General features: G+C 58.0%; 16 protein-coding genes and 1 riboswitch. Of the genes, 9 read left to right on the plus strand and 7 right to left on the minus strand.

Translation table 11 applies throughout. The features are described 5' to 3' along the window. Positions 1 to 90 precede the first annotated feature (90 nt). The 4 genes from HMPREF2614_RS06630 to HMPREF2614_RS06645 form a co-directional block, all read right to left on the minus strand. On the minus strand, positions 91 to 1719 hold the full coding sequence (locus HMPREF2614_RS06630; protein ID WP_038625867.1) for a cytochrome bc1 complex cytochrome b subunit: 1629 nt from the start codon (positions 1717 to 1719) through the stop codon (positions 91 to 93). After that, positions 1716 to 2927, minus strand: a complete 1212-nt coding sequence (locus tag HMPREF2614_RS06635) for a cytochrome bc1 complex Rieske iron-sulfur subunit (RefSeq protein ID WP_038625865.1) — start codon at positions 2925 to 2927, stop codon at positions 1716 to 1718. Before HMPREF2614_RS06635 ends, HMPREF2614_RS06630 begins: the two co-directional genes overlap by 4 nt. Continuing rightward, positions 2924 to 3814 carry a cytochrome bc1 complex diheme cytochrome c subunit gene (locus HMPREF2614_RS06640; RefSeq protein WP_038625863.1) on the minus strand — a complete coding sequence of 297 codons (891 nt, stop codon included), beginning with the start codon at positions 3812 to 3814 and terminating at the stop codon, positions 2924 to 2926. Before HMPREF2614_RS06640 ends, HMPREF2614_RS06635 begins: the two co-directional genes overlap by 4 nt. Positions 3815 to 3889: 75 nt before the next feature. Further along, entirely contained in the window at positions 3890 to 4504 is a 615-nt protein-coding gene (locus tag HMPREF2614_RS06645; protein ID WP_141737489.1) for an aa3-type cytochrome oxidase subunit III, read from the minus strand. A 537-nt stretch (positions 4505 to 5041) separates the two neighbouring features. On the opposite strand from HMPREF2614_RS06645, the gene trpD reads away from it, so the two are divergent. Further along, the gene (trpD, locus tag HMPREF2614_RS06650; protein ID WP_049182164.1) at positions 5042 to 6109 is read left to right on the plus strand and encodes an anthranilate phosphoribosyltransferase; all 1068 of its coding nucleotides are present in this window, start codon (positions 5042 to 5044) and stop codon (positions 6107 to 6109) included. On the opposite strand, the gene HMPREF2614_RS06655 is transcribed toward trpD, so the two are convergent. Beyond that, positions 6106 to 7695 carry a DEDD exonuclease domain-containing protein gene (locus tag HMPREF2614_RS06655; protein WP_049182162.1) on the minus strand — a complete coding sequence of 530 codons (1590 nt, stop codon included), beginning with the start codon at positions 7693 to 7695 and terminating at the stop codon, positions 6106 to 6108. The two genes, trpD and HMPREF2614_RS06655, sit on opposite strands and share 4 nt — an antisense overlap. A 413-nt stretch (positions 7696 to 8108) precedes the next feature. Continuing rightward, positions 8109 to 8251, plus strand: a riboswitch (cyclic di-AMP (ydaO/yuaA leader). A gap of 14 nt (positions 8252 to 8265) precedes the next feature. On the opposite strand from HMPREF2614_RS06655, the gene HMPREF2614_RS06660 reads away from it, so the two are divergent. From HMPREF2614_RS06660 to HMPREF2614_RS06690, 7 genes are all read left to right on the plus strand, one after another. Next, positions 8266 to 8844, plus strand: a complete 579-nt coding sequence (locus tag HMPREF2614_RS06660) for a C40 family peptidase (RefSeq protein ID WP_016423023.1) — start codon at positions 8266 to 8268, stop codon at positions 8842 to 8844. A 345-nt stretch (positions 8845 to 9189) separates the two neighbouring features. Further along, positions 9190 to 10260, plus strand: coding sequence for an NlpC/P60 family protein (locus tag HMPREF2614_RS06665; protein WP_370643284.1), 1071 nt, complete (start codon positions 9190 to 9192; stop codon positions 10258 to 10260). A gap of 53 nt (positions 10261 to 10313) precedes the next feature. Continuing rightward, entirely contained in the window at positions 10314 to 11468 is a 1155-nt protein-coding gene (locus HMPREF2614_RS06670) for a glycosyltransferase family 4 protein (protein WP_049182158.1), read from the plus strand. A gap of 9 nt (positions 11469 to 11477) precedes the next feature. After that, positions 11478 to 12491: an ROK family glucokinase gene (locus HMPREF2614_RS06675; protein WP_038625851.1), complete on the plus strand. Its 1014-nt coding sequence runs from the start codon at positions 11478 to 11480 to the stop codon at positions 12489 to 12491. A 101-nt stretch (positions 12492 to 12592) separates the two neighbouring features. Beyond that, positions 12593 to 13384 (plus strand): lysophospholipid acyltransferase family protein, encoded by a 792-nt coding sequence (locus HMPREF2614_RS06680; protein WP_038625849.1) that lies wholly within the window; start codon positions 12593 to 12595, stop codon positions 13382 to 13384. 151 nt (positions 13385 to 13535) lie between these two features. Further along, positions 13536 to 14027: a polyadenylate-specific 3'-exoribonuclease AS gene (locus tag HMPREF2614_RS06685; protein ID WP_016423018.1), complete on the plus strand. Its 492-nt coding sequence runs from the start codon at positions 13536 to 13538 to the stop codon at positions 14025 to 14027. Positions 14028 to 14095: 68 nt separating this feature from the next. After that, on the plus strand, positions 14096 to 15481 hold the full coding sequence (locus HMPREF2614_RS06690; RefSeq protein WP_049182155.1) for a class II 3-deoxy-7-phosphoheptulonate synthase: 1386 nt from the start codon (positions 14096 to 14098) through the stop codon (positions 15479 to 15481). Positions 15482 to 15553: 72 nt separating this feature from the next. On the opposite strand, the gene HMPREF2614_RS06695 is transcribed toward HMPREF2614_RS06690, so the two are convergent. Next, the gene (locus HMPREF2614_RS06695; RefSeq protein ID WP_070560594.1) at positions 15554 to 17935 is read right to left on the minus strand and encodes a Stk1 family PASTA domain-containing Ser/Thr kinase; all 2382 of its coding nucleotides are present in this window, start codon (positions 17933 to 17935) and stop codon (positions 15554 to 15556) included. 79 nt (positions 17936 to 18014) lie between these two features. On the opposite strand from HMPREF2614_RS06695, the gene HMPREF2614_RS06700 reads away from it, so the two are divergent. Then, positions 18015 to 18389 carry an Rv2175c family DNA-binding protein gene (locus HMPREF2614_RS06700; protein ID WP_038625842.1) on the plus strand — a complete coding sequence of 125 codons (375 nt, stop codon included), beginning with the start codon at positions 18015 to 18017 and terminating at the stop codon, positions 18387 to 18389. Positions 18390 to 18417: 28 nt separating this feature from the next. Here the strand turns inward: HMPREF2614_RS06700 and HMPREF2614_RS06705 are convergent, their stop codons facing one another. Further along, positions 18418 to 19398 carry a phytoene/squalene synthase family protein gene (locus HMPREF2614_RS06705; protein WP_038625840.1) on the minus strand — a complete coding sequence of 327 codons (981 nt, stop codon included), beginning with the start codon at positions 19396 to 19398 and terminating at the stop codon, positions 18418 to 18420.

The raw sequence follows: 19398 nt of genomic DNA on the forward strand, positions 1-19398 counted from the left end.
GGGAACAAAAAACCACCCCGGTCGACATCCGAAGTGGATGCGGACCGGGATGGTCTTATTTGAGCGCAGTAGAAAATCTACCGCGGAGTTTTAGTGCTCGAGCTGGCGACGCTCTTCAGCGTTCTGAGCTTCGAGGTCACGGAACATCTGAGCCTGCTGCTCGTGGTTCTCGTGCTCGATACGAGCTGCCTCTTCGGCGATCTCCGGGGAGTCCGGGCTGAAGAAGCTACCGCGACCCGGGTTACCAGCGGCGCCCAGTTCGTTCATGGTCTTCGGGACGTAAGCTCCCTGGTACTCGAGCGGAACGGCGTGGCCGTGCTCGTCGACCGGGCCTAGCGGCTGGTGGACCTCGATGAAGGAACCATCAGGCAGCTGGTTGATGATGCCCGTCTCAATGCCGTGCTCCAGGACAGCGCGGTCAGAGCGCTGCAGGCCGATGCAGATTCGGTAAGTGACGAAGTAAGCGATCGGCGGCAGGATAATCAGACCGATACGGCCAACCCAGGTCATCACGTTCAGCGAGATCTGGAAGTGGTATGCAATCAGGTCGTTACCACCGGACAGAGTCAGCAGGGTGTAGAAGACCAGAGCCATGGCACCCAGGCCGGAGCGAACCGGCACGTCGCGCGGACGCTGCAGCAGGTTGTGGTGGGCGTTGTCGCCGGTGATCTTCGCCTCGATGAACGGGTAGGCGAAGAGCAGGACGACCAAAATACCACAGAGCAGGGCGACCCAGAAGACTGCCGGGATCGTGTAGGAGCCCAGGTAGAGCTCCCACGGCGGCATGACACGGGCAGCACCGTCAGTCCACAGCATGTAGATATCCGGCTGGGAACCGGCGGAAACCTGCGCTGGGTTGTACGGTCCAAGGTTCCAAATTGCGTTGATCTGGAAGATACCAGCGAACAGCGCCAGGAAGCCGAAGGTAATCAGACCGAAGGAAACGGACTTGACCGCGAAGATCGGGAGGATACGAACGCCGACGACGTTGTTCTCGGTACGACCTGCGCCGGGGAACTGGGTGTGCTTCTGGTACCAGACCAGAGCCAGGTGAGCGGCGATCAGGCCCAGCAGCAGAGCAGGGAGAATCAGCACGTGTGCAATGTACAGGCGTGGGATGATCATGTCACCCGGGAAGTCGCCGTTGAACATCATCCAGTGCAGCCAGGTGCCGATAATCGGCAGACCGATGATGATTGCGGACATAATACGCAGACCAACACCGGAAAGCAGGTCGTCCGGCAGGGAGTAACCCATGAAGCCCTCTGCCACGGACAGCAGCAGGAGGATGGAACCGATGACCCAGTTAGCTTCACGCGGCTTGCGGAATGCGCCGGTGAAGAAGATGCGGAACATGTGCGCCATGATGGACACGGCGAACAGAAGAGCACCCCAGTGGTGGATCTGGCGAATAAACAGACCACCGCGAACCTCGAAGGAGATCTGCAGGGCGGTCTCGTAGGCGCGAGACATCTCGACACCGTTGAGTGGCGCGTAGGCACCGTCGTAAATGACCTTCGACATCGACGGGTCGAAGAACAGAGTCAGGTAAACACCCGAGAAGAGCAGGACTACGAAGGAGTAGAGTGCAATCTCACCCAGCAGGAAGGACCAGTGGGTAGGGAATACCTTATTGAGCTGCTTACGCATGCCGCCAGACAGGGTGTAGCGGTCATCCATATTCTTAGCAGCGGTTGCTAGTTTCGTTGGATTACTCATGATTGACGCTCCCAGAATGCCGGACCGACGGGCTCAACGAAGTTGCCCTCTGCGTACATGTAGCCTTCTTCATCAACGCTGATCGGCAGCTGCGGAAGAGCGCGAGCAGCTGGACCGAAGACCGGCTTGCCGTAGTGCAGTGCATCGAACTGCGACTGGTGGCATGGGCAGAGAATACGGTTCGTCTGCTGTTCGTACAGAGAAGTCGGGCAACCAATGTGTGTACAAATCTTCGAGTAGGCGAAGTAGTCGCCGTAGTGGAAGTCTTCCTGATCCTTGCGCAGGATTGCCTTTTCAGCGTCCTGGGAACGCAGACGAATCAGCATGACCGAGTTGCGGGAGCCGTGAATCGAGTGCATGTGTGCCTCGTAGACATCGGCATCCTTGGAGTACTTGTCGCCGTCGTTGACGTCCTCTTCCGGAAGCGGGAAGACAGTCTCCATAGAACCTGCGGACAGATCCTCTGGGCGGAGGCGAACCAGGCGGGAAACGCCCTTGGTGGTGTAGCCGTGTGCACCCTCTTCAGCGATAGCACCGGTGTCGCGGCCGAGGTAAACCTTGTGGCCCTGCTCGACAAGAGTCCAACCGGTGGTCCACAGAGTTCCGTCACCAGTGACGTCAACGTCGTGGCGTGGCTTCCACGGGTTCTTAATCATGCCGCCAAGCGGAAGAATCATGCCGATACCAGCCAGGACGGCACCGGTACCAAGGAGACCCTTGATGGCGGAGCGACGGCCCAGGGTGGAGGTCTGCCAAGAATCGTTCAGCAGGGCAACGATGGTCTTCTGGTCGACCTCTTCGGACGGACCATCGTGGCGGCGCTGAACCGAAATCTCTTCCGGGATGAAGCGCTTGGTGAACTTAACTGCACCAATACCCAGGGTGACGATACAGCCACCGATGGTGATACCCAGCAGCGGGGTGTACATGGTGTACAGCCACAGCCCCTCTTCGCCGTGACCCTTGTAGTGCCACGGGTAGAACAGGTAGATGGCGATGAATGCCAGGCCAAGAATGACCGACAGAGCCAGCCAGATGGCGACGCCACGGGCCGCGCGCTTTTCAGCCGGGTCGTTGGCAATCGGGAAGCGTTCCTTGCGGTAGGCAATGGTCACGTCGTCGAGTTCAGCGCCCAGACGAGCGAGATCCGCATTGCTCATCTTTGACAGCTCTTCGGAGCTGTACTTCTTGTTTTCGTTATTACTCATCGGCGGGATCCAATCCAAAGAGCGGCCGCTACGAGAGCGACGATGCCTACAATCCACATGACAAGGCCTTCAGCAACCGGGCCGATGCCACCAATACCCCAACCACCCTGGGTCGGAGTTTCCTTGGAGTTCTTGATGTAGGCGATGATGTCCTTCTTCTCGTCAGCAGATAGCTGGCGGTCAGAGAACTTCGGCATGTTCTGCGGGCCGGTCAGCATGGCCTGGTAAATTTCCTGCTCATTTGCAGGATCCAGGACTGGTGCGTACTTACCGCTGGACAGTGCACCGCCACGACCGGTGAAGTTGTGGCAGGATGCACAGTTCAGGCGGAACAGTTCGGAACCGCGAGCAACGTCAGCCTGGTCAAGCTCACCGTTCGGGCCGGCGTTCTTACCGCGCAGCGACTCCATAGCAATGGAGCCGTCTTCGTCGCGGACAATGCCTGCGCCGCCACCATTAGCCCGGACGTAGGCTGCGATAGCCAGCGTCTGCTCTTCGGAGTAACGCGGGGTCTTACGTGCTGCCTGAGCCTCATTGCGAAGCATCGGCATACGACCGGAGTGAACCTGGAAGTAAACCGAACCCTCGCCGACGCCAATCAGTGACTTACCGCGGTCCTTAACGCCCTGGAGGTTGGCGCCGTGGCAAGTAATACAAGCAACGTCATAAAGCTCCTTACCCTGCTGAATGATTGCGGCTTCATCCTGCTGAGCAGTAGCCGTCTGTGCATCAGGGGTCAGAGCATTAGCGAGGAAGCCCGCGCCGGTGAGGGCGAGAGCCATAGCCATAATGCCGGAGGCAGTACGGCGCATCTTGCGGCGGCCCTTTGACTTCGGGGCCGCAGCCAAGGACGTGGTGTCCTTGGTTTCGGAGGTAGTGTTTTCCATCTTTTTCCCTTTAAGACTGTTCGTGGAAAGTGGATGGGCTGTAGGCCGTACTAAACAAAGAACGGCCAATACGGCCTACTGGATGAAGTAGATGGTGATGAACAGGCCAATCCACACGACGTCGACGAAGTGCCAGTAGTACGAGACCACAATGGCAGCAGTGGCCTGTGCCGGGGTGAACTTCGCCTTGGAGGTACGGATAAGCACCACAACGAAGGCCAGCACACCCGCGAGAACGTGGGCTGCGTGGAATCCGGTGGTGATGAAGAAGACCGAACCGTAAATGGAGTTCTGAATGGTCAGACCGTGGCTAACCAGGGTGAAGTACTCGTAAGCCTGGCCAACGAGGAAGATTGCACCCAGGGCGGTAGACAGTGCGTACCACTTACGGAGTGCGAAAACGTCGCCACGCTCGGCCGCGAACACGCCCCACTGGGCAGTGAACGAAGACGACACTAGGATCACGGTGATCACTAGTGCGTACGGGACGTTGAGGTGGCCGGTACCCCAATCCCACGAATCGCCCTGGCCGTTCGCGCGTGACACGAAGTACATCGCGAACAGACCGGCGAAGAACATTAATTCCTGAGACAGGAACACAATCGTGCCGACACTGACCATATTCGGTCGGTTCAGTGTCGCAGCACGACGTGGTGCTGTCATACCTTGATTTTCAACTGCGCTCGTCACATCTAACAGTATGTACTGTTCTTAAGGAGTAGTCACGTTGCAACCCCCATTTTTGTATATAAATTCCTAAAATCCCAGGTCGCAAGGAAAGGTTTCTGAGAATTTCACTAATTTTTCCCCCTGTTGGGAACTTTCCAGTGTCTTTATCCGACGCGGGTGAATTCGAGGGTTTTGTTGTGCCGCGGTGCGCGGAGTCCATCCCCCTGGACTGCCAGGTTCACCTTCGGCGAACCTGGGTTAGCGATACTGCGGCATCGGCTGTCGGTTAGTCTATCGCAGGTTCGGCTCTATTTAATATCGTATTTTTCCAGTTGCCCCAATGGGGGTGAGATTTTCGGCGAACGCAAAAGGCGGACCTGGTGATGCGCTGGATATATGGGGGAGGTATCTTGTCTTATTACGTACATCACGGTGGGATTTTCCAGAAAGCCCCGTGATGTGGTGCATCTGGTGGGCGGAATAACCAGCAGCACCTAGGTGCATTTGTATTAATAAAGTACGAGTACAGACTTGACTATCTAGTGGAAGGGAGTGGCGATGAGCGAGATCGGCGATAAGAGGGCGGTCGAAAACTGGCGCCATGTTCTTTCCACGATTGGCGCTGGCCGCGAAGTTTCCGGTGAGGGCATTCGATTCGCCATGGATCAGATCATGTCAGGTGCTTCCGGAGACATCCAGACCGCAACGTTTGCTTTCGGTCTCCTCGCCAAGGGGATTACGGCTGCCGAGCTCGATGCTGCGGCTGAGGGCATGCTTTCGTTTGCCCGCCCAGTTCATGATCCACAGCTCGCCGGTGTTATTGAGCGCGGTGCAGTCGATATCGTCGGCACCGGTGGTGATGGCGCAAATACCGTCAACATCTCCACGATGTCCATGATTGTTATCGCGGCCAGTGGTGTGCCGGTGCTCAAGCACGGTAACCGCGCGGCTTCCTCGAAGTCGGGCGGAGCTGACATGCTAGAGGCCTTTGGCATCGACATTGAGAACGGTCTCGTTACTTCTCCGGAACATCCGGACTTCTACGTGCGCTTCCTCTTTGCCGCTCGCTTTCATCCGGCCATGCGCTTCGCTGGACCGGTGCGTAAGGAGCTAGCGGTTCCGACAGTCTTCAACCTGTTGGGGCCGCTGACGAATCCAGCACGCCCGCAGGCAAGCTTGATTGGCTGTGCCTTCGAAGATCAGATGGAGACGATGGCGGACACCTTCGCCCGCCGTGGTCAGCGCGCGTTGGTGGTACGCGGAAGCGATGGTCTCGACGAGATTACTGTTACTGGCCCCACCAAGGTCTTTATTGTGGAAAACGGTGAAGTTGCCGAAGATGTCATCGATCCACATGACTATGGCATGGAGTACTCCGAAATTGACGCGCTGCGTGGCGGTGACCCCTCGTACAACGCTGATGTTGCACGTCGCATTTGGGCTGGCGAACTCGAAGGTCCGATTCGCGATGCAGTCATCCTTAACTCCGCCGCCGCAATCGCCATTTCGCGTGGTCTGGGTGGCTGTCCGCTAAAGGAAGCTATGGCCGACTCCATTGAAGAGGTCAAGGAAACGCTCCAGTCGGGGCTGTGCCTGGACATCGTTACCGCGGCGATGAAGGATTAAGGTTCGCGTCGCGCTTCACGACGTGCTTGCTGCGCGTCAATTGCCCACTGAAGGTATTTTCCTGCGCCCAACCTGGGGTAGGAAAACTCGCCTCCGGTGGGCTTTATTCGTACCTCCGGGCGCTGCAGCCATTTCCAGACAATACTGAGTTCATCAATTGATGCTCCTTTATATAAGGAGTCATCTGGAGTGACTGTTTGGGCTGAACTCTCCATGAGGTCGATGATGTAGCTCATATCCGCGCCACGCGGTGCGGTGCTGGCGCCGGCCAACCTGCCATAGCGAATTTCCGCTAGGTGCCAGCCACCATTGCCATCGGGGAAAGCGGCTTGCAGAGATGGGATGGCGGCAAGCATGCTCAGGCGCTGCTGCTTATCCAAGCTGATAATGAACTCCGCAGTGCGGTCACGCTGCACTGCCGCGCGTTGGAAGCGGTGTGCTTCGGCAAGTGCTGATATCTCAGCAATCATGTCTGCGATCTCGTCTGCGCCGGTGGTGGAGATCTGGGCGGTTGTTATCGCAAAGTCGTCGTTAAGTGCGGAGAACCTGTCGCGGATGGCAGTAGCGGTGTCGCGCGTGCGGAAAGGACCTAGGCTGCGGGCGTCGGTGACTGTTCGGCTAATCTTGGCAGGCCGACCGGGGCTAGCGGGGATGATGTACCAGCCGCGGGTCGGTTCGGTACGTTGTCGGTTGTAGGGCGGACGGAGTGCAGAGATCAGACGAGCCTCGCGGATTTCTGCAGCGAAGCCGTGCGGGCATTCGATGATCTCGACGCGTTCGGCTAGAGAGACCATTTCCGTAATCTTGCGACGAGAATCAGTGCCGTTGAAATACTGCAGAAGTCTACGTCGCAAATCGAGAGCTGTACCTATATATAAGGGGTCGTCATTTCTTGACCGAAAAACATAGACACCAGGGGTGTGCGGAGCTCGATCGGCAAGATGCCGTTTAGCACGAACCTCCGGAGCGACGGTCGGCGAGTAATGCACTAGCTCGGACGCTGTTTGTACTTCATCGCCGGCTAGTCTCTCCATGAGGTAGTGAAGGACGTCGACGGTTGCGATTGCGTCGTCAAGCGCCCGGTGGGTGGGGCGATTCGGAGAACCGACGTACCGTGCGAGCTGTGAGAGCTTGAAACTGCCAACTTGTGAGCGGTCAAGGACGCGACGCGCCAACGTGAGAGTGTCTACGACGCTGGGGCTTGGCCAATCTAGGCCCAAATCTGTGCAAGCCTGGCGGAGGAATCCAATATCGAACTTGGCATTATGCGCAACCCAGACGCTTCCCCGGGCAAATTCGAGGAACTGAGTAATAACTGTGCCGAGCTGTGGGGCAGTTTCAACATCGGCGGTAGTGATGCCGGTGAGAGATGTGATGTGGTCGGGAATCTCCATGCCGGGGTCGATGAAGCTGGAAAAGGTGCCAATTGTCTTGCCGCCACGGGTTTTGGTGGCCCCAATTTCAATGATGTGGTCGTTCTTGGCCTTTAGTCCAGTCGTTTCTAGGTCTACGACGACAAAGGTGGTGTTGAAAAGAGAATCATCGACGGAGCCTTCGAGAGGGAAGTGCTGTTGTCCTGAATTCACGTCAATAATCCTATTCTGAGCGCTCCTAGTAGTGTTAAAACTGTGAAACTTGAGCAAATTGAGCTACTACAAGCTGGAGTGTGACATAAAACACGTTTTGAGTCCGCGATAAAAATGTTCCGACCTTAAGGCGTTAAGTGTAAAGTTCTCGGCGGACTTCAAAATGCCAGGTAGTAACACGTTTATCAAACTGTTATTATTCCGCAATAGGGGGAGTGTCTAGTTGTAACAGCTTGGTAACGGTTTAGTTCTATCGATGGTAACAACCGGGCCTTGAGCGGTTTTCTTGGCAAGTGGCTAGACAAAACTTGATGCCATTTCGTAACCTTATCGAGACATTGAAACGGGGCCACTGAGTTGGTGCCGGTCATTGATAAGAAAACACAGAGCCTTATCGAAGGTCCTGAGGGGCTAAGTAGTGAGAACCTCAGGGGATTCGAGCCGGGGACCCACCTCGAACCATGGGGTGAATCCCAAAGGGAAATCCCGGAGGGTAGGAAGTCTTCCATTCTTCCGAACCCGTCAGCTAACCCGGTCGGCTAAACAGGAAGATTTTGGAGTTTCAAAACAATGGGCAAGCACCACCGCCGTTCTAACTTTGCACGCAACGCAGTCGCATTTGGCGCAACCGTCGCCGGCGTTACCGCTCTCGCAGTTCCGACCGCTAACGCTAACCCGCTGAACGACATCCAGGGCGCACTGAACGGCTTCGATACCCCGCAGGTTGCAGGTCTGCAGGATGTTGTTGGCAAGTTCAATGATGTCGCAGGTGAGGTTACCTCCGGCAGCGTTGCAAACGTTGCAGCACCGTCCACTGGTTCGGCTATCGTCTCCGCCGCACGTTCCAAGATTGGTTCCCCGTACGTGTGGGGTGCCACCGGTCCGAACTCTTTCGACTGCTCCGGTCTGACCTCCTGGGCATACCAGCAGGTCGGTAAGTCGATCCCGCGCACCTCCCAGGCGCAGGCTTCCCAGGGCACCGCGGTCTCCAGCCCGGCACTGGGTGACATCGTTTCCTTCTACTCTGGCGCTACCCACGTCGGCATCTTCTCCGGTAACGGCAATGTGATTCACGCTCCGCAGTCCGGCGATGTCGTCAAGGAAGCTCCGATGAACTACATGCCGGTTCACAACTTCGTCCGCTTCTAATCTGTTTGAACGGATGACAAACTGCGGGGCTTAGATGCCCCGCAGAGCCTTGGCTCTTTTTTAATGAGGGGGCACTGAGGCGAGCGCCCGGGTGCTGACGCTATGTGCGTCGTAAAGCACTATGGGGGGCGCTCGCCTCATTTTTGTTTTTGCCCTGTGGTTACGCAATGCGTGGAGTCGAAGGGCTATCCTGATTACTCCCTTTGGATACCCCTTTGTGCTGGCGGTTTGTCGGTGTGTTGTTCCGCGGCAAGGCTGCTACAATTTGCTCGAATGCGTCAAGCGGTTTGATGTTTTGTTTTTCGGGGAAGAAATTTGAATACACAATTTGAAAAGGGTTTGGATTTGTCGCGTCACCGTGCCTCTCGCCGTCGCCACAACTCTCGTCGCGGTGTAGTCGGGCTGACGGTCGTGGCTGGGCTAACCTTTGGCTCCGTAGGTTTGGCGCCGATTGCGTCTGCGCAGGATGAACAGCCAGCCCCGGATCTGGCTACTGCAGACGGCATTATTGCAGAGCTGGAGAAGATTTCTCGGGATACCGAAGCGATTTCGGAGGAAGTTACCGAGCTGGATTCTCAGGTTCAGGCCAAGGAAGAGGAACTCCGGCACGCCGAGGGGGAGCTGAAGCGCTCTGAGGATCAGGTTCTCCGAGCACAGGATGACCTCAAGGCGCTCTCTGGCGAGATTTCCTACTTCGCGAAGAAGCGGATGCGTGGTGAAATCGTCGACCCGTTGTCGGCCGCACTGGGATCTGCCAGTGCTCAGGACGCTATCGACCGTACCGGTTACATCAATAAGATGTTCCGCGACAACGATGAAGTCGTCAGCCGTGCGGTGCAAGCCCGTAAGGATGCCGAGGAGGGTAAGGCCAATGCGCTGCGTCTGCAGGGAGATATCCGCAAGCAGCTCGATGGTCTGGCTAAGCGTCGCGATGATTTGGACAAGCGCAGCGCTGAATTTGATGAGCGCGCCGAGCATGTCAAGTCCATGGTTGATGCGCTGAGCCCCGAACAGCGGGAAATCTGGATTTCCAAGAACAACCCAATTACCGAAGGGCTGGATAAACTGCTCGGATCTTCCGCCGCAGTTGATGCCGCGATGTCGAAGCTGGGTTCCCCGTACTCGTGGGGAGCTGCTGGTCCCTCCGCATTCGACTGTTCCGGTCTGATGTACTGGGCGTACCAGCAGATTGGTAAGTCCATTCCGCGTACTTCGCAGGCACAGCTCGCCGGTGGCACCCCGGTAAGCCGTGACCAGCTGCAGCCAGGTGACATCATCGGTTACTACCCGGGCATTACCCACGTAGGCATGTACATCGGCAATGGTCAGATTGTCCATGCTTCCGACTACGGCATTCCGGTCCAGGTCGTTTCCATCGACCAGGGCGGCCCGTACCAAGGCGCTGTCCGCTTCTAACTAGCGGCAGGTGACTTCGCGTCTTTTTAGTCAAGGTAGATAAACTCGACTCCATGTCTGCGCGCGTACTGCTCATTACGAATGACTTCCCGCCTCGCGATGGTGGAATCGAGTCCTACCTGCGCGATTTCTGTGCTCGTTTGGATCCAGAGAACCTCGTAGTCCTCGCATCCTCGCGAGCTTCCAAAGAAAAGCTCCGCGCCTACGACGAGTCGCTACCGTACCGTGTTTACCGCATGCGTGATTCCGTGCTGCTGCCACTGCCGCACGTAGCTCGTCGCGCCGCTCAGATCATTCGCGCCGAACGCATTGACACCGTCTGGTTTGGTGCCGCCGCGCCACTTGGTTTGCTTGCCGACGCATGTCGTCGCGCAGGTGCTACCCGCATCGTTGCTACCACTCACGGACATGAAGTGGGCTGGTCGATGCTGCCATTGGCCCGCCAGATGCTGGGGCGAATTGGTAAGAACTCCGATGTTGTGACCTATATTTCCCGCTACACCCGTGGTCGTTTTGCGACAGCCTTTGGCCCGCAAACAGCGTTTGAACACCTGCCTTCTGGTGTCGATATCGAGAGGTTTTCCCCGGACCCCGAGGCGGGACAGAAGATCCGGCAGCACCACGGAATTGGTGAGTCCCAGCCGCTTATCGTCTGTATTTCTCGGCTAGTGCGCCGCAAAGGGCAAGATATGCTGATTCGCAGCATGCCTAAGGTTCTTGAGCAGCACCCAGGTGCCAGATTGCTGATTGTGGGCGTCGGTCCGTTGAATCGAGAGTTGGAAAAGCTGGCAGCAAAGCTTGGGGTCTCCGAGCAGGTCATTTTTGCCGGCAAGGTCTCCTATGATGATCTCCCCGCCTATTACAATGCAGCCAGCGTTTTCGCCATGCCCGCCCGAACCCGAGGCCGTGGCCTCGATGTAGAAGGCCTCGGCATTGTCTACTTGGAAGCACAGGCCTGCGGTGTCCCTGTCATAGCCGGCAAGTCTGGTGGCGCCCCGGAGACAGTTATCGATGGTGAAACTGGCATCGTTGTCGACGGGGTCTCGCAGCGCAGCGTCGCCACCGGACTGGTTGAAATTTTGGATGATCCGGAGCGCGCGGCGGCGATGGGAGCCTGTGGTCGGGAGCATGTTGTGCAGTCGTGGACCTGGGAGGTCATGGCTGCTCGGGCTCGCCGAATTCTCCGAACCTGCGCAATCCCTTTATAATCAACTGTTATGTCCACCGATATTCCGATTCATCCGAGCTCAGACGAGTCCGCCGCCGCTGATTGCCCGGCTATCGGTTTTGATATTGGTGGAACAAACCTGCGCGCTGCAGTTATCAGCGCTGATGGGCAGGTGTTGTATCGAGTTCAGACTAGTTCTGACGGCAGTGTGGATGCCATTGAACGTGGCATTGTTCAGACATCCGAGCGCTTGGTTGAACGTTTTCCAGATGTCAGCGCCATCGGTTTAGCTGTAGCTGGTTTTTTGGATTCTGACCGCCAGACGGTTCGGTTCGCCCCGCATCTGCCGTGGCGCGATGCGAATGTCGTCAAGCGTTTATCCTTGCTTCTCCCGTGCCCTCTGCAGCTTGAGCACGATGCCAACTCGGCCGCCTGGGGCGAGTATCGCTTTGGTGCGGCTCGCGGTGCGGATAATTGGGTGCTGTTTGCGCTGGGTACGGGAATCGGTGGCGCGATGATGCGGGGTGGTGAGATTTACCGGGGCGCGTACGGCACGGCGCCGGAATTCGGCCACCTCACCGTTGTGCCGGAGGGTCGTCCCTGCTCCTGCGGAAAGCGTGGTTGCTTGGAGCGTTACTGCTCGGGTACGGCGCTGGTTACCACAGCTCAGGAGCTCTCTGAATCCGGCCGCTACTTCTCGCGGCTTACCGACGGGCTCGTGGCCGGCTCGGTAACTGGTACCGATGTCGTCTCGGCTGCTAGGCAGGGGGATGAATTGGCTCTGGCCGCGATTGATGACTTTGCTACCTGGCTCGGGCGTGGTCTGTCGATGGTGGGCGATGTCTTTGATCCGGAATTGATTGTCATCGGTGGCGGTGTTGCCTCGGCGTCTGATTTATACCTGGACAAGGCCAAGGCCGAGTTTGCCCGCAATCTCACCGGTGCTGGCTATCGTCCGGTAGCGGATGTGCGGGTCGCTGAACTGGGTGCCGATGCCGGGTTGATTGGTGCAGCGGATATTGCGCGCAGCGTCGTGGCTGCCGAGGGTGCGGCATCGTCGTAAAGCGTCAATTGGGGGATTGTAGGGGAATTCGCCCGCGAAAAGGTGGGGAATGGCTGCGGAGATGGATCGCCGGGCCACGTGAACCTGTATAGTTTTAAACTGTGAATAATCGCTGGTACAAGTTCTTTAAGTACATCCTCATTGGCCCTTGGCTGCGGATTTATAATCGCCCGTATTACATCGGTGGTGAGAAGATTCCTCAGGAAGGTCCAGCGCTGATGGCGTCGAACCACCTTGCTGTGATGGATCACTTTTTCTTCCCACTGGTCTGCCGCCGTCAGCTGACGTTCCTGGCGAAGGCAGAGTACTTCACCACGCCGGGCTTTGTCGGCGGTATTCAGAAGTTCTTCTTCTCCTCGGTGGGGCAGGTGCCGATTGACCGTACCTCTGGTGATGCAGCCCGCGATGCGCTGAATGCAGGCTTGAAGGTGCTGTCACGCGGTGATCTGCTGGGCATTTCTTTGGAGGGCACTCGTAGTCCGGATGGTCGACTGTACCGCGGGAAAACCGGTGCGGCACGTGTAGCACTGGAGGCCGGTGTGCCGGTGTTCCCAATGGCGATGATTGATACGGAGAAGGCCAACCCGATTGGCTCGTGGATTCCTCGTCCGGTGAAGGTGGGCACGATTATCGGCGATCCGATTGATCCGTCGGAGTACAAAGCCAAGTACAGCGATGAGTATGAAGCGGCCAGGGCACTGACGGATGACCTGATTAAGGAAATTCAGAAGCTTTCGGGTCAGGAATATGTCGATGCCTATGCGACTGATGTGAAGAAGTCCTTGGAGGCCGGCAACGGCTATCCAGCGGGAACCGAGCCGGGGGGAGAGCTGACTTTTCCGGCTCCGGGGCCGAAGCCGACCCCTCGTCGCTGGTTCCGACGCGCTCGCTAGAATAATAAGGCGCAGATAGTTTTCGCGACAGTGGGGCTGCACACTTCCTAAGGCGATTCGGTGCATGGGGAAGATTTGCTCGGTAGGGCTCCGCGGTCTTTTGGTCGCGAGGTAGCCGACGCGAGGCCGAGGCTGGAGAGGATTCCACACCGTGCGTTATTTTTATGACACCGAGTTTATTGAAGACGGCAAGACTATTGATCTTGTCTCCATCGGTGTCGTAGCTGAGGACGGCCGCGAGTACTACGCGGTGTCTACCGAGTTCAACGAGAGCAAGGCTGGGCCGTGGGTGCGGGCCAATGTGCTCAATCAGCTGCCCAATCCCTCATCTCCGCTGTGGAAGAACCGGGACACGATCCGCGAGGAACTGCTGGCATTTTTCACCGAACCCGGTACGGGCAGTCCAGAGCTGTGGGCCTGGGTAGGCGCCTACGACCATATTGCGTTGGTGCAGCTTTGGGGCGATATGACCAAGCTGCCGCAGTTCATGCCGCGCTATACCCGTGAACTCAAGCAGTACTGGGAGATGGCGGGCAAGCCACGGTTACCAAAACAGACTGCAGGTAAGCACGATGCGCTGGCAGATGCCCAGCACAATCTGCTGAAGTTTCAAAAGATTGCCCAGAAGTTGCCGCTTGATTAAGCAGCGGAATGCGAATATTTGGTGACCTGACTAACACCCTTCTGGCAGGGGCACTACAATGAACTTCTGTGAGTTGGACTATTGATCTCCCTGTAGATGACCTGCCCGATCTGCCACCGCTTCCCGGCGACATGGCTGAGCGCTTTGCTGATGTCGTATCCCGCCAAGCCCTACAGCAGCCAAGCTGGGATGCCCGCGCCGCTGCTAACGTGCGTCGCATTCTCGAATCGGTGCCGCCAATTGTGGTCGCGCCTGAGGTTCGTAAGCTTCGTCAGGAGCTTGCCGACGTCGCTAATGGTAAGGCCTTCCTGCTGCAGGGCGGTGATTGTGCGGAGACCTTTGAGTCCAATACTGAGCCGCACATTCGCGCCAATGTGAAGACCTTGCTGCAGATGGCCGTTGTGCTGACCTACGGCGCATCCACCCCGGTTGTAAAGATGGCTCGTATCGCTGGTCAGTACGCTAAGCCGCGCTCGAAGGACATCGACGGCGACGGCTTGCTTAGCTACCGCGGCGACATGGTCAACGGCGTTGAGCCGACTGAAGAAGCTCGAGTTCACGACCCAGCTCGAATGGTGCGTGCTTACGCCAATGCTTCTGCGGCGATGAACCTGGTACGTGCACTGACAGGTTCGGGCACCGCTGACCTGCATCGTCTGCACGAGTGGAACCGTGAGTTCGTCAGCAACTCGCCGGCTGGTGCCCGCTACGAGGACCTGGCACGCGAGATTGATCACGCACTGCGGTTCATGGCTGCCTGTGGTGTTGCGGACTCGAACCTGCAGACCGCGCAAATTTACTGCTCGCATGAGGCACTGGTTGTTGACTACGAGCGCGCTATGCTGCGCCTGTCTGAAAACGATGGCAATCAGGAGCTGTTCAACCTCTCCGCGCATCAGCTGTGGATTGGTGAGCGCACCCGTGGTATTGAGGACTTCCACATCAACCTGGCTGCCATGATTGGCAACCCCGTCGGTGTGAAGATTGGCCCGACCACCACGCCGGAGGAGGCTGTCGCTTACGCCGACAAGCTCGACCCGTTCTTCCAGCCTGGTCGCCTGACCCTGACTTCGCGTCTGGGCAATGACAAGGTTCGCTCCGTGCTGCCTCCCATCGTTGAGGCTGTGGAAGCTTCTGGTCATAAGGTCATTTGGCAGTGCGATCCGATGCACGGCAACACTTACTCGGCCTCCAATGGTTACAAGACCCGCCACTTCGACCGCATTGTCGACGAAGTTCAGGGCTTCTTCGAGGTGCACCGCTCGATCGGCTCGCACCCGGGTGGTATCCACGTGGAGCTGACCGGCGAAGATGTCACTGAGTGCCTCGGTGGCGCGCAGGACATTTCCGATGTCGATCTGCCAGGCCGTTACGCATCCGCCTGCGACCCGCGTTTGAACACTCAGCAGTCGCTGGAGCTGGCCTTCCTGGTTGCCGAGATGCTGCGCAACTAGTTGCAACCAGCTCAGCTAGGTACAACTAGCCCAGCTAGTGCAGCACCGCACTCAGTAGAGCGCCGCACTTTTTTACAGAGTGCTGACCGAAATGCTGTCACCCGCCGTGGCCTTAGCGCCCGGTCGGGGTGACTGCAATACGATGCGATCGTCATCGTTCGCAGAGCCGTCGATGTCGAGCTGAAGATGCTGTTTCTCCGCTTCACGACGTGCCTGCGCAACAGTTTTACCCAGCAGCTGCGGAACCTTCACTGCTCTGGACACGGTCAGCGTGACAGTCGCATCATTGGGGTTAACCAGACGACCTGCACTTGGTGAGACTGCGTCAACACGGCCGTAGTCGCGCGAGGAGGAGGACGCGTCCTTTACTTCGCTTACCTCAATGCCCTCGCGCTGCAGAATTTGACGAGCAGTATCCTCCGACTTGCCCACTACATTGGGCACTTCGATGCCGTTGTTAATGGTCAACGTCACAGAACTACCGCGTTCGAGGCCAGTGCCTTCCTCAGGAGACACGGAAAGAACCTCTTCCGGCTCAGCAGAGGAGGAAAACTCCGCCGATACCTCCCGGACTTCCAGCCCGGCCTTGCTCAACAGCTCACGAGCTTCATCCTCTTGAAGCCCCACGATCTTTGGCACCTTCACCGGTGCTGGACCCTGGGAGTAATGCACAGTCACAACTGAGCCAACTTCGACGGTCTGTCCTGGAGCAGGAACCGCAAAGACCAAGCCGCCCGTGGAGACATCATCGGAAAAGACGGGGTCTCCGACCTCTTCTTTCAACGTCCGCTTAGCTAGGGCAGCGCTGAACACTTCCTTTGAGTGGTTCGCGGGATATGCGGGCACAGTCGGGCGGCCAAGGCTGACCAGTACGCGAACATCATCACCGCGGACAACCCGCGCTCCAGCCAGAGGGTCCGAGCCAATAATCTGGGACACTGCGACATCGTTGTCGTAGCGCTCATCAACCACCGGTTCAAAGCCCGCCTCACTGATTGCGGTCATCGCCTGTGGTTGTGACAGCCCAGTGATAGAAGGCACTTCGCCGTAACGGCCAGAACCCAGCCACCATGCGCCAAGCCCCATGCCCAACGTGGCAACCAGGGCGATAATCAGCCATAGTGCGCACCCGCGTCGAGTCCGCTGTCGGGTGGCGCGACGGCTCTTCGGCGGTACTGTCTGAGCTGATCTGGGCTGCGGATGCTGGGAACCCTGCGTATGCGGTGACTGCGGGTACGCAGGGCCACCCGAAATCTCTGCTGGTACGGGTCCTCCGGTCTGTGGCTCCGGTGTGTCCCAGTCAGCGGCGATGTACCCATCATGGCGGTCAAAAGTGCGTGTCCGCCCCGCATCTGGGTCGTCGAAATCGGCGAAGATGTTCGGTGGTCCCGGTGGTGGAGGAGCTTCTGGGTAGCCGGGGGTGTCCGTCGACAAGCCGTAGCCAGCATAACCATCGTGACCGAAGCGCTCGGGTGTCGTCTCTGCGGTGTCGTGGTGGTCATCCGCCTGGTCGTTGTCCCGGGGGACTGGACGGCGAATGTCCGGGATGGGGTCCTCGATAGCGGCGGCGTTGGCGGCAGCCGAATTCACAGGGGAAGGTACGCGGAACGGCGGCAAGTCCAATTCGTACACAATATCTTCGAGCGCATCGGCGAATTCCTCGGCGCTCTCAAAGCGATTCTCCGGCCTGCGAGCACAGGCTCGGGCGACCAACTCGTCGAACTCCTCTGGAACGCCGTCGATGAGTTCGGAAGGCGGAGGGACATCTTCGTTCAGGCGCTTCATAGCGACACCGAGTGAAGTATCGGCGATAAACGGGGTAGTGCCGGTCAGCAGCTCAAAGAGCAAGATACCGGCGGAGTACACGTCGGAGGCGGGGGAGATGGATTCGCCCGTGACCTGCTCTGGGGCGAGATAAGCGACGGTGCCGACGATGACCGAGTTAGAGGTCACCTTGGCATCAGCGGCCGCGCGCACTAGACCGAAATCCGCCAGCTTCACCCGCCCGTCCGAAGCAATCAGCACATTTTCCGGCTTGATATCTCGGTGCACCATGCCGCGAGAATGCGCCACCGATAGAGCGCGCAGAACCGAGCGCATCACGACGGCAGCTGCATGCGGAGGCATCGGACCGCGCTGACGGAGCAGCTCGCGGAGGGTCCCCCCGTCGACGAATTCCATAATGAGGAACACATGTCCCGCCGGATCCGTGCCCTGGTCGTAGACGTTGACGAGCGACTCGTCATTGAGGTGCGCGACCGCGCGGGCCTCACGTTCGAAGCGGATGCGGAAAGATTCGTCGTCGACAAAACGCGGATCCATGACCTTTGCGGCCACCCTGCGATCGAGCCGCAAATCGGTGGCGCAGTACACGGTGCTCATCCCACCGTGTGCGATGGTGGCTCCAATACGGTAGCGACCATCGAGAATCTGCCCCTCGACAAGCTGCGACATAAACCAGCCTTCCCTATTCCAATCAGTTGCTTCCAACAAGTATATGGGGACGTACCTACCGCGAAGCCAACGCGCTAAAGTGACCAGTGTGAGAAAGATTCCAACTTGCCACGATGTCCTCAGCACCGACGAACCCACTCTTGCGCTGCCCGATGCCGCCGACCTCATTGGTGTCGCTGTCACCCGTATTCACGCATTGCTGCAGGAGGGGCGCCTTATTGCAGTCAACCGCGATGGCATCCCACAAATTCCCGCTCGCTTCTTCGAGGGCGACGAAGTCGCTCGTTTTGTTCCCGGCGCACTCGCTTTGCTTGCCGACGGAGGCTACTCGCGAGAGGAAGCGCTGGAGTGGCTGTTTTCCGAAGATGATTCTCTGCCTGGGCGTCCGGTGGATGCCCTGCACGGTCACCTCGCTCGCGAAGTGATGCGCCGCGCACAGGCTATGGCGTTGTAAAACCCGGACGGCGTCCCACGCCCGCGTCCTACGTCCCCGATAGCTCCTGTCGTAATCGCCCGGCCACTGCTGTGAAAAGCAGTGGGAGGGCGATTTTTGCTTTTCGAGCGCGTCCTACGTGAGCGCGTTGCGCAAAGACGTTGTAGTTCATGCGCTCAATTTCGCCGAGAATATCAGAGTAGAGAATCTCCGCGGCACGGATAGCCTGACGCCCTGGCACCCCCAACATGTCCACGCCGCTGCTGGCTTCGGCATAGAGCGCGCGGTTGCGAGCGATGAAGTAGGCCAATGCCTGACGTACCGCCGGGGTCGTCTGTCCCGTGGCGGCGCAGTAGCCGATTTCCTCGGTACCCACTCCGAAGGCCTCCCACTCATTCAGCGGTAGGTAAATACGGTCACGGCGAAAATCCTCGGCGATGTCGCGGAGGAAATTTGTCACCTGAAAGGCTTTTCCCAGGCACTCTGCGTAGGGGGTGGCTTCCTCACAGGAGACCCCTGTGCGGGTGCCTAGGATGGGCATCATCTCAAGGCCGATGACTGCTGCGGAGCCCCACATATACGAGTCGAGCTGCTCCCATGTTTCAAAATGTGCAATATGGCAGGATGTGTCGGGCACGTCCATCAGCATGGAGTGAACAAAGTCCGCAGAGAGCTGTGGATCGATGTCGTAGTCGCGAAAAGTCTGTGCGGCCGCCGAGATGACGGCACGGTCGCGGTCGCGGTGGACGTCGTCAAGCGAACCGATGACGACAGCTGAGTGGAAAAGCTCGCTCAAGCGTGTGACCGTGGCTTCGATGTGCGTGGGCGAGCGGTCGGCATCGGCGGGGCAGTCGACGTAGTCATCGACAATGCGCGCCCAGGCGTAGAGAGACCACACCGCACGCTGTTGGCGGGGTGTCAAAAGCCTCGTGGCCAGGGAATACGTGCGGCCGTGGGAGGCCATAATATCGCGGCAGAGCTCGTAGGACTGTGGCAGCGCGATGGTCGAGAGAGGCTGTGGGGTGGGCAT

Origin of the sequence: Corynebacterium sp. HMSC074C11 (assembly GCF_001809455.1) — a bacterium.
Lineage (GTDB): Bacteria > Actinomycetota > Actinomycetes > Mycobacteriales > Mycobacteriaceae > Corynebacterium > Corynebacterium amycolatum.

Excerpts from the sequence above, each read along its gene's own strand:
- HMPREF2614_RS06630 (WP_038625867.1), bottom strand. The coding sequence starts at position 1,719 with ATGAGTAATCCAACGAAACTAGCAACCGCTGCTAAGAATATGGATGAC.
- HMPREF2614_RS06635 (WP_038625865.1), bottom strand. The coding sequence starts at position 2,927 with ATGAGTAATAACGAAAACAAGAAGTACAGCTCCGAAGAGCTGTCAAAG.
- HMPREF2614_RS06640 (WP_038625863.1), bottom strand. The coding sequence starts at position 3,814 with ATGGAAAACACTACCTCCGAAACCAAGGACACCACGTCCTTGGCTGCG.
- trpD (WP_049182164.1), top strand. The coding sequence starts at position 5,042 with ATGAGCGAGATCGGCGATAAGAGGGCGGTCGAAAACTGGCGCCATGTT.
- HMPREF2614_RS06660 (WP_016423023.1), top strand. The coding sequence starts at position 8,266 with ATGGGCAAGCACCACCGCCGTTCTAACTTTGCACGCAACGCAGTCGCA.
- HMPREF2614_RS06670 (WP_049182158.1), top strand. The coding sequence starts at position 10,314 with ATGTCTGCGCGCGTACTGCTCATTACGAATGACTTCCCGCCTCGCGAT.
- HMPREF2614_RS06675 (WP_038625851.1), top strand. The coding sequence starts at position 11,478 with ATGTCCACCGATATTCCGATTCATCCGAGCTCAGACGAGTCCGCCGCC.
- HMPREF2614_RS06695 (WP_070560594.1), bottom strand. The coding sequence starts at position 17,935 with ATGTCGCAGCTTGTCGAGGGGCAGATTCTCGATGGTCGCTACCGTATT.
- HMPREF2614_RS06705 (WP_038625840.1), bottom strand. The coding sequence starts at position 19,398 with ATGCCCACCCCACAGCCTCTCTCGACCATCGCGCTGCCACAGTCCTAC.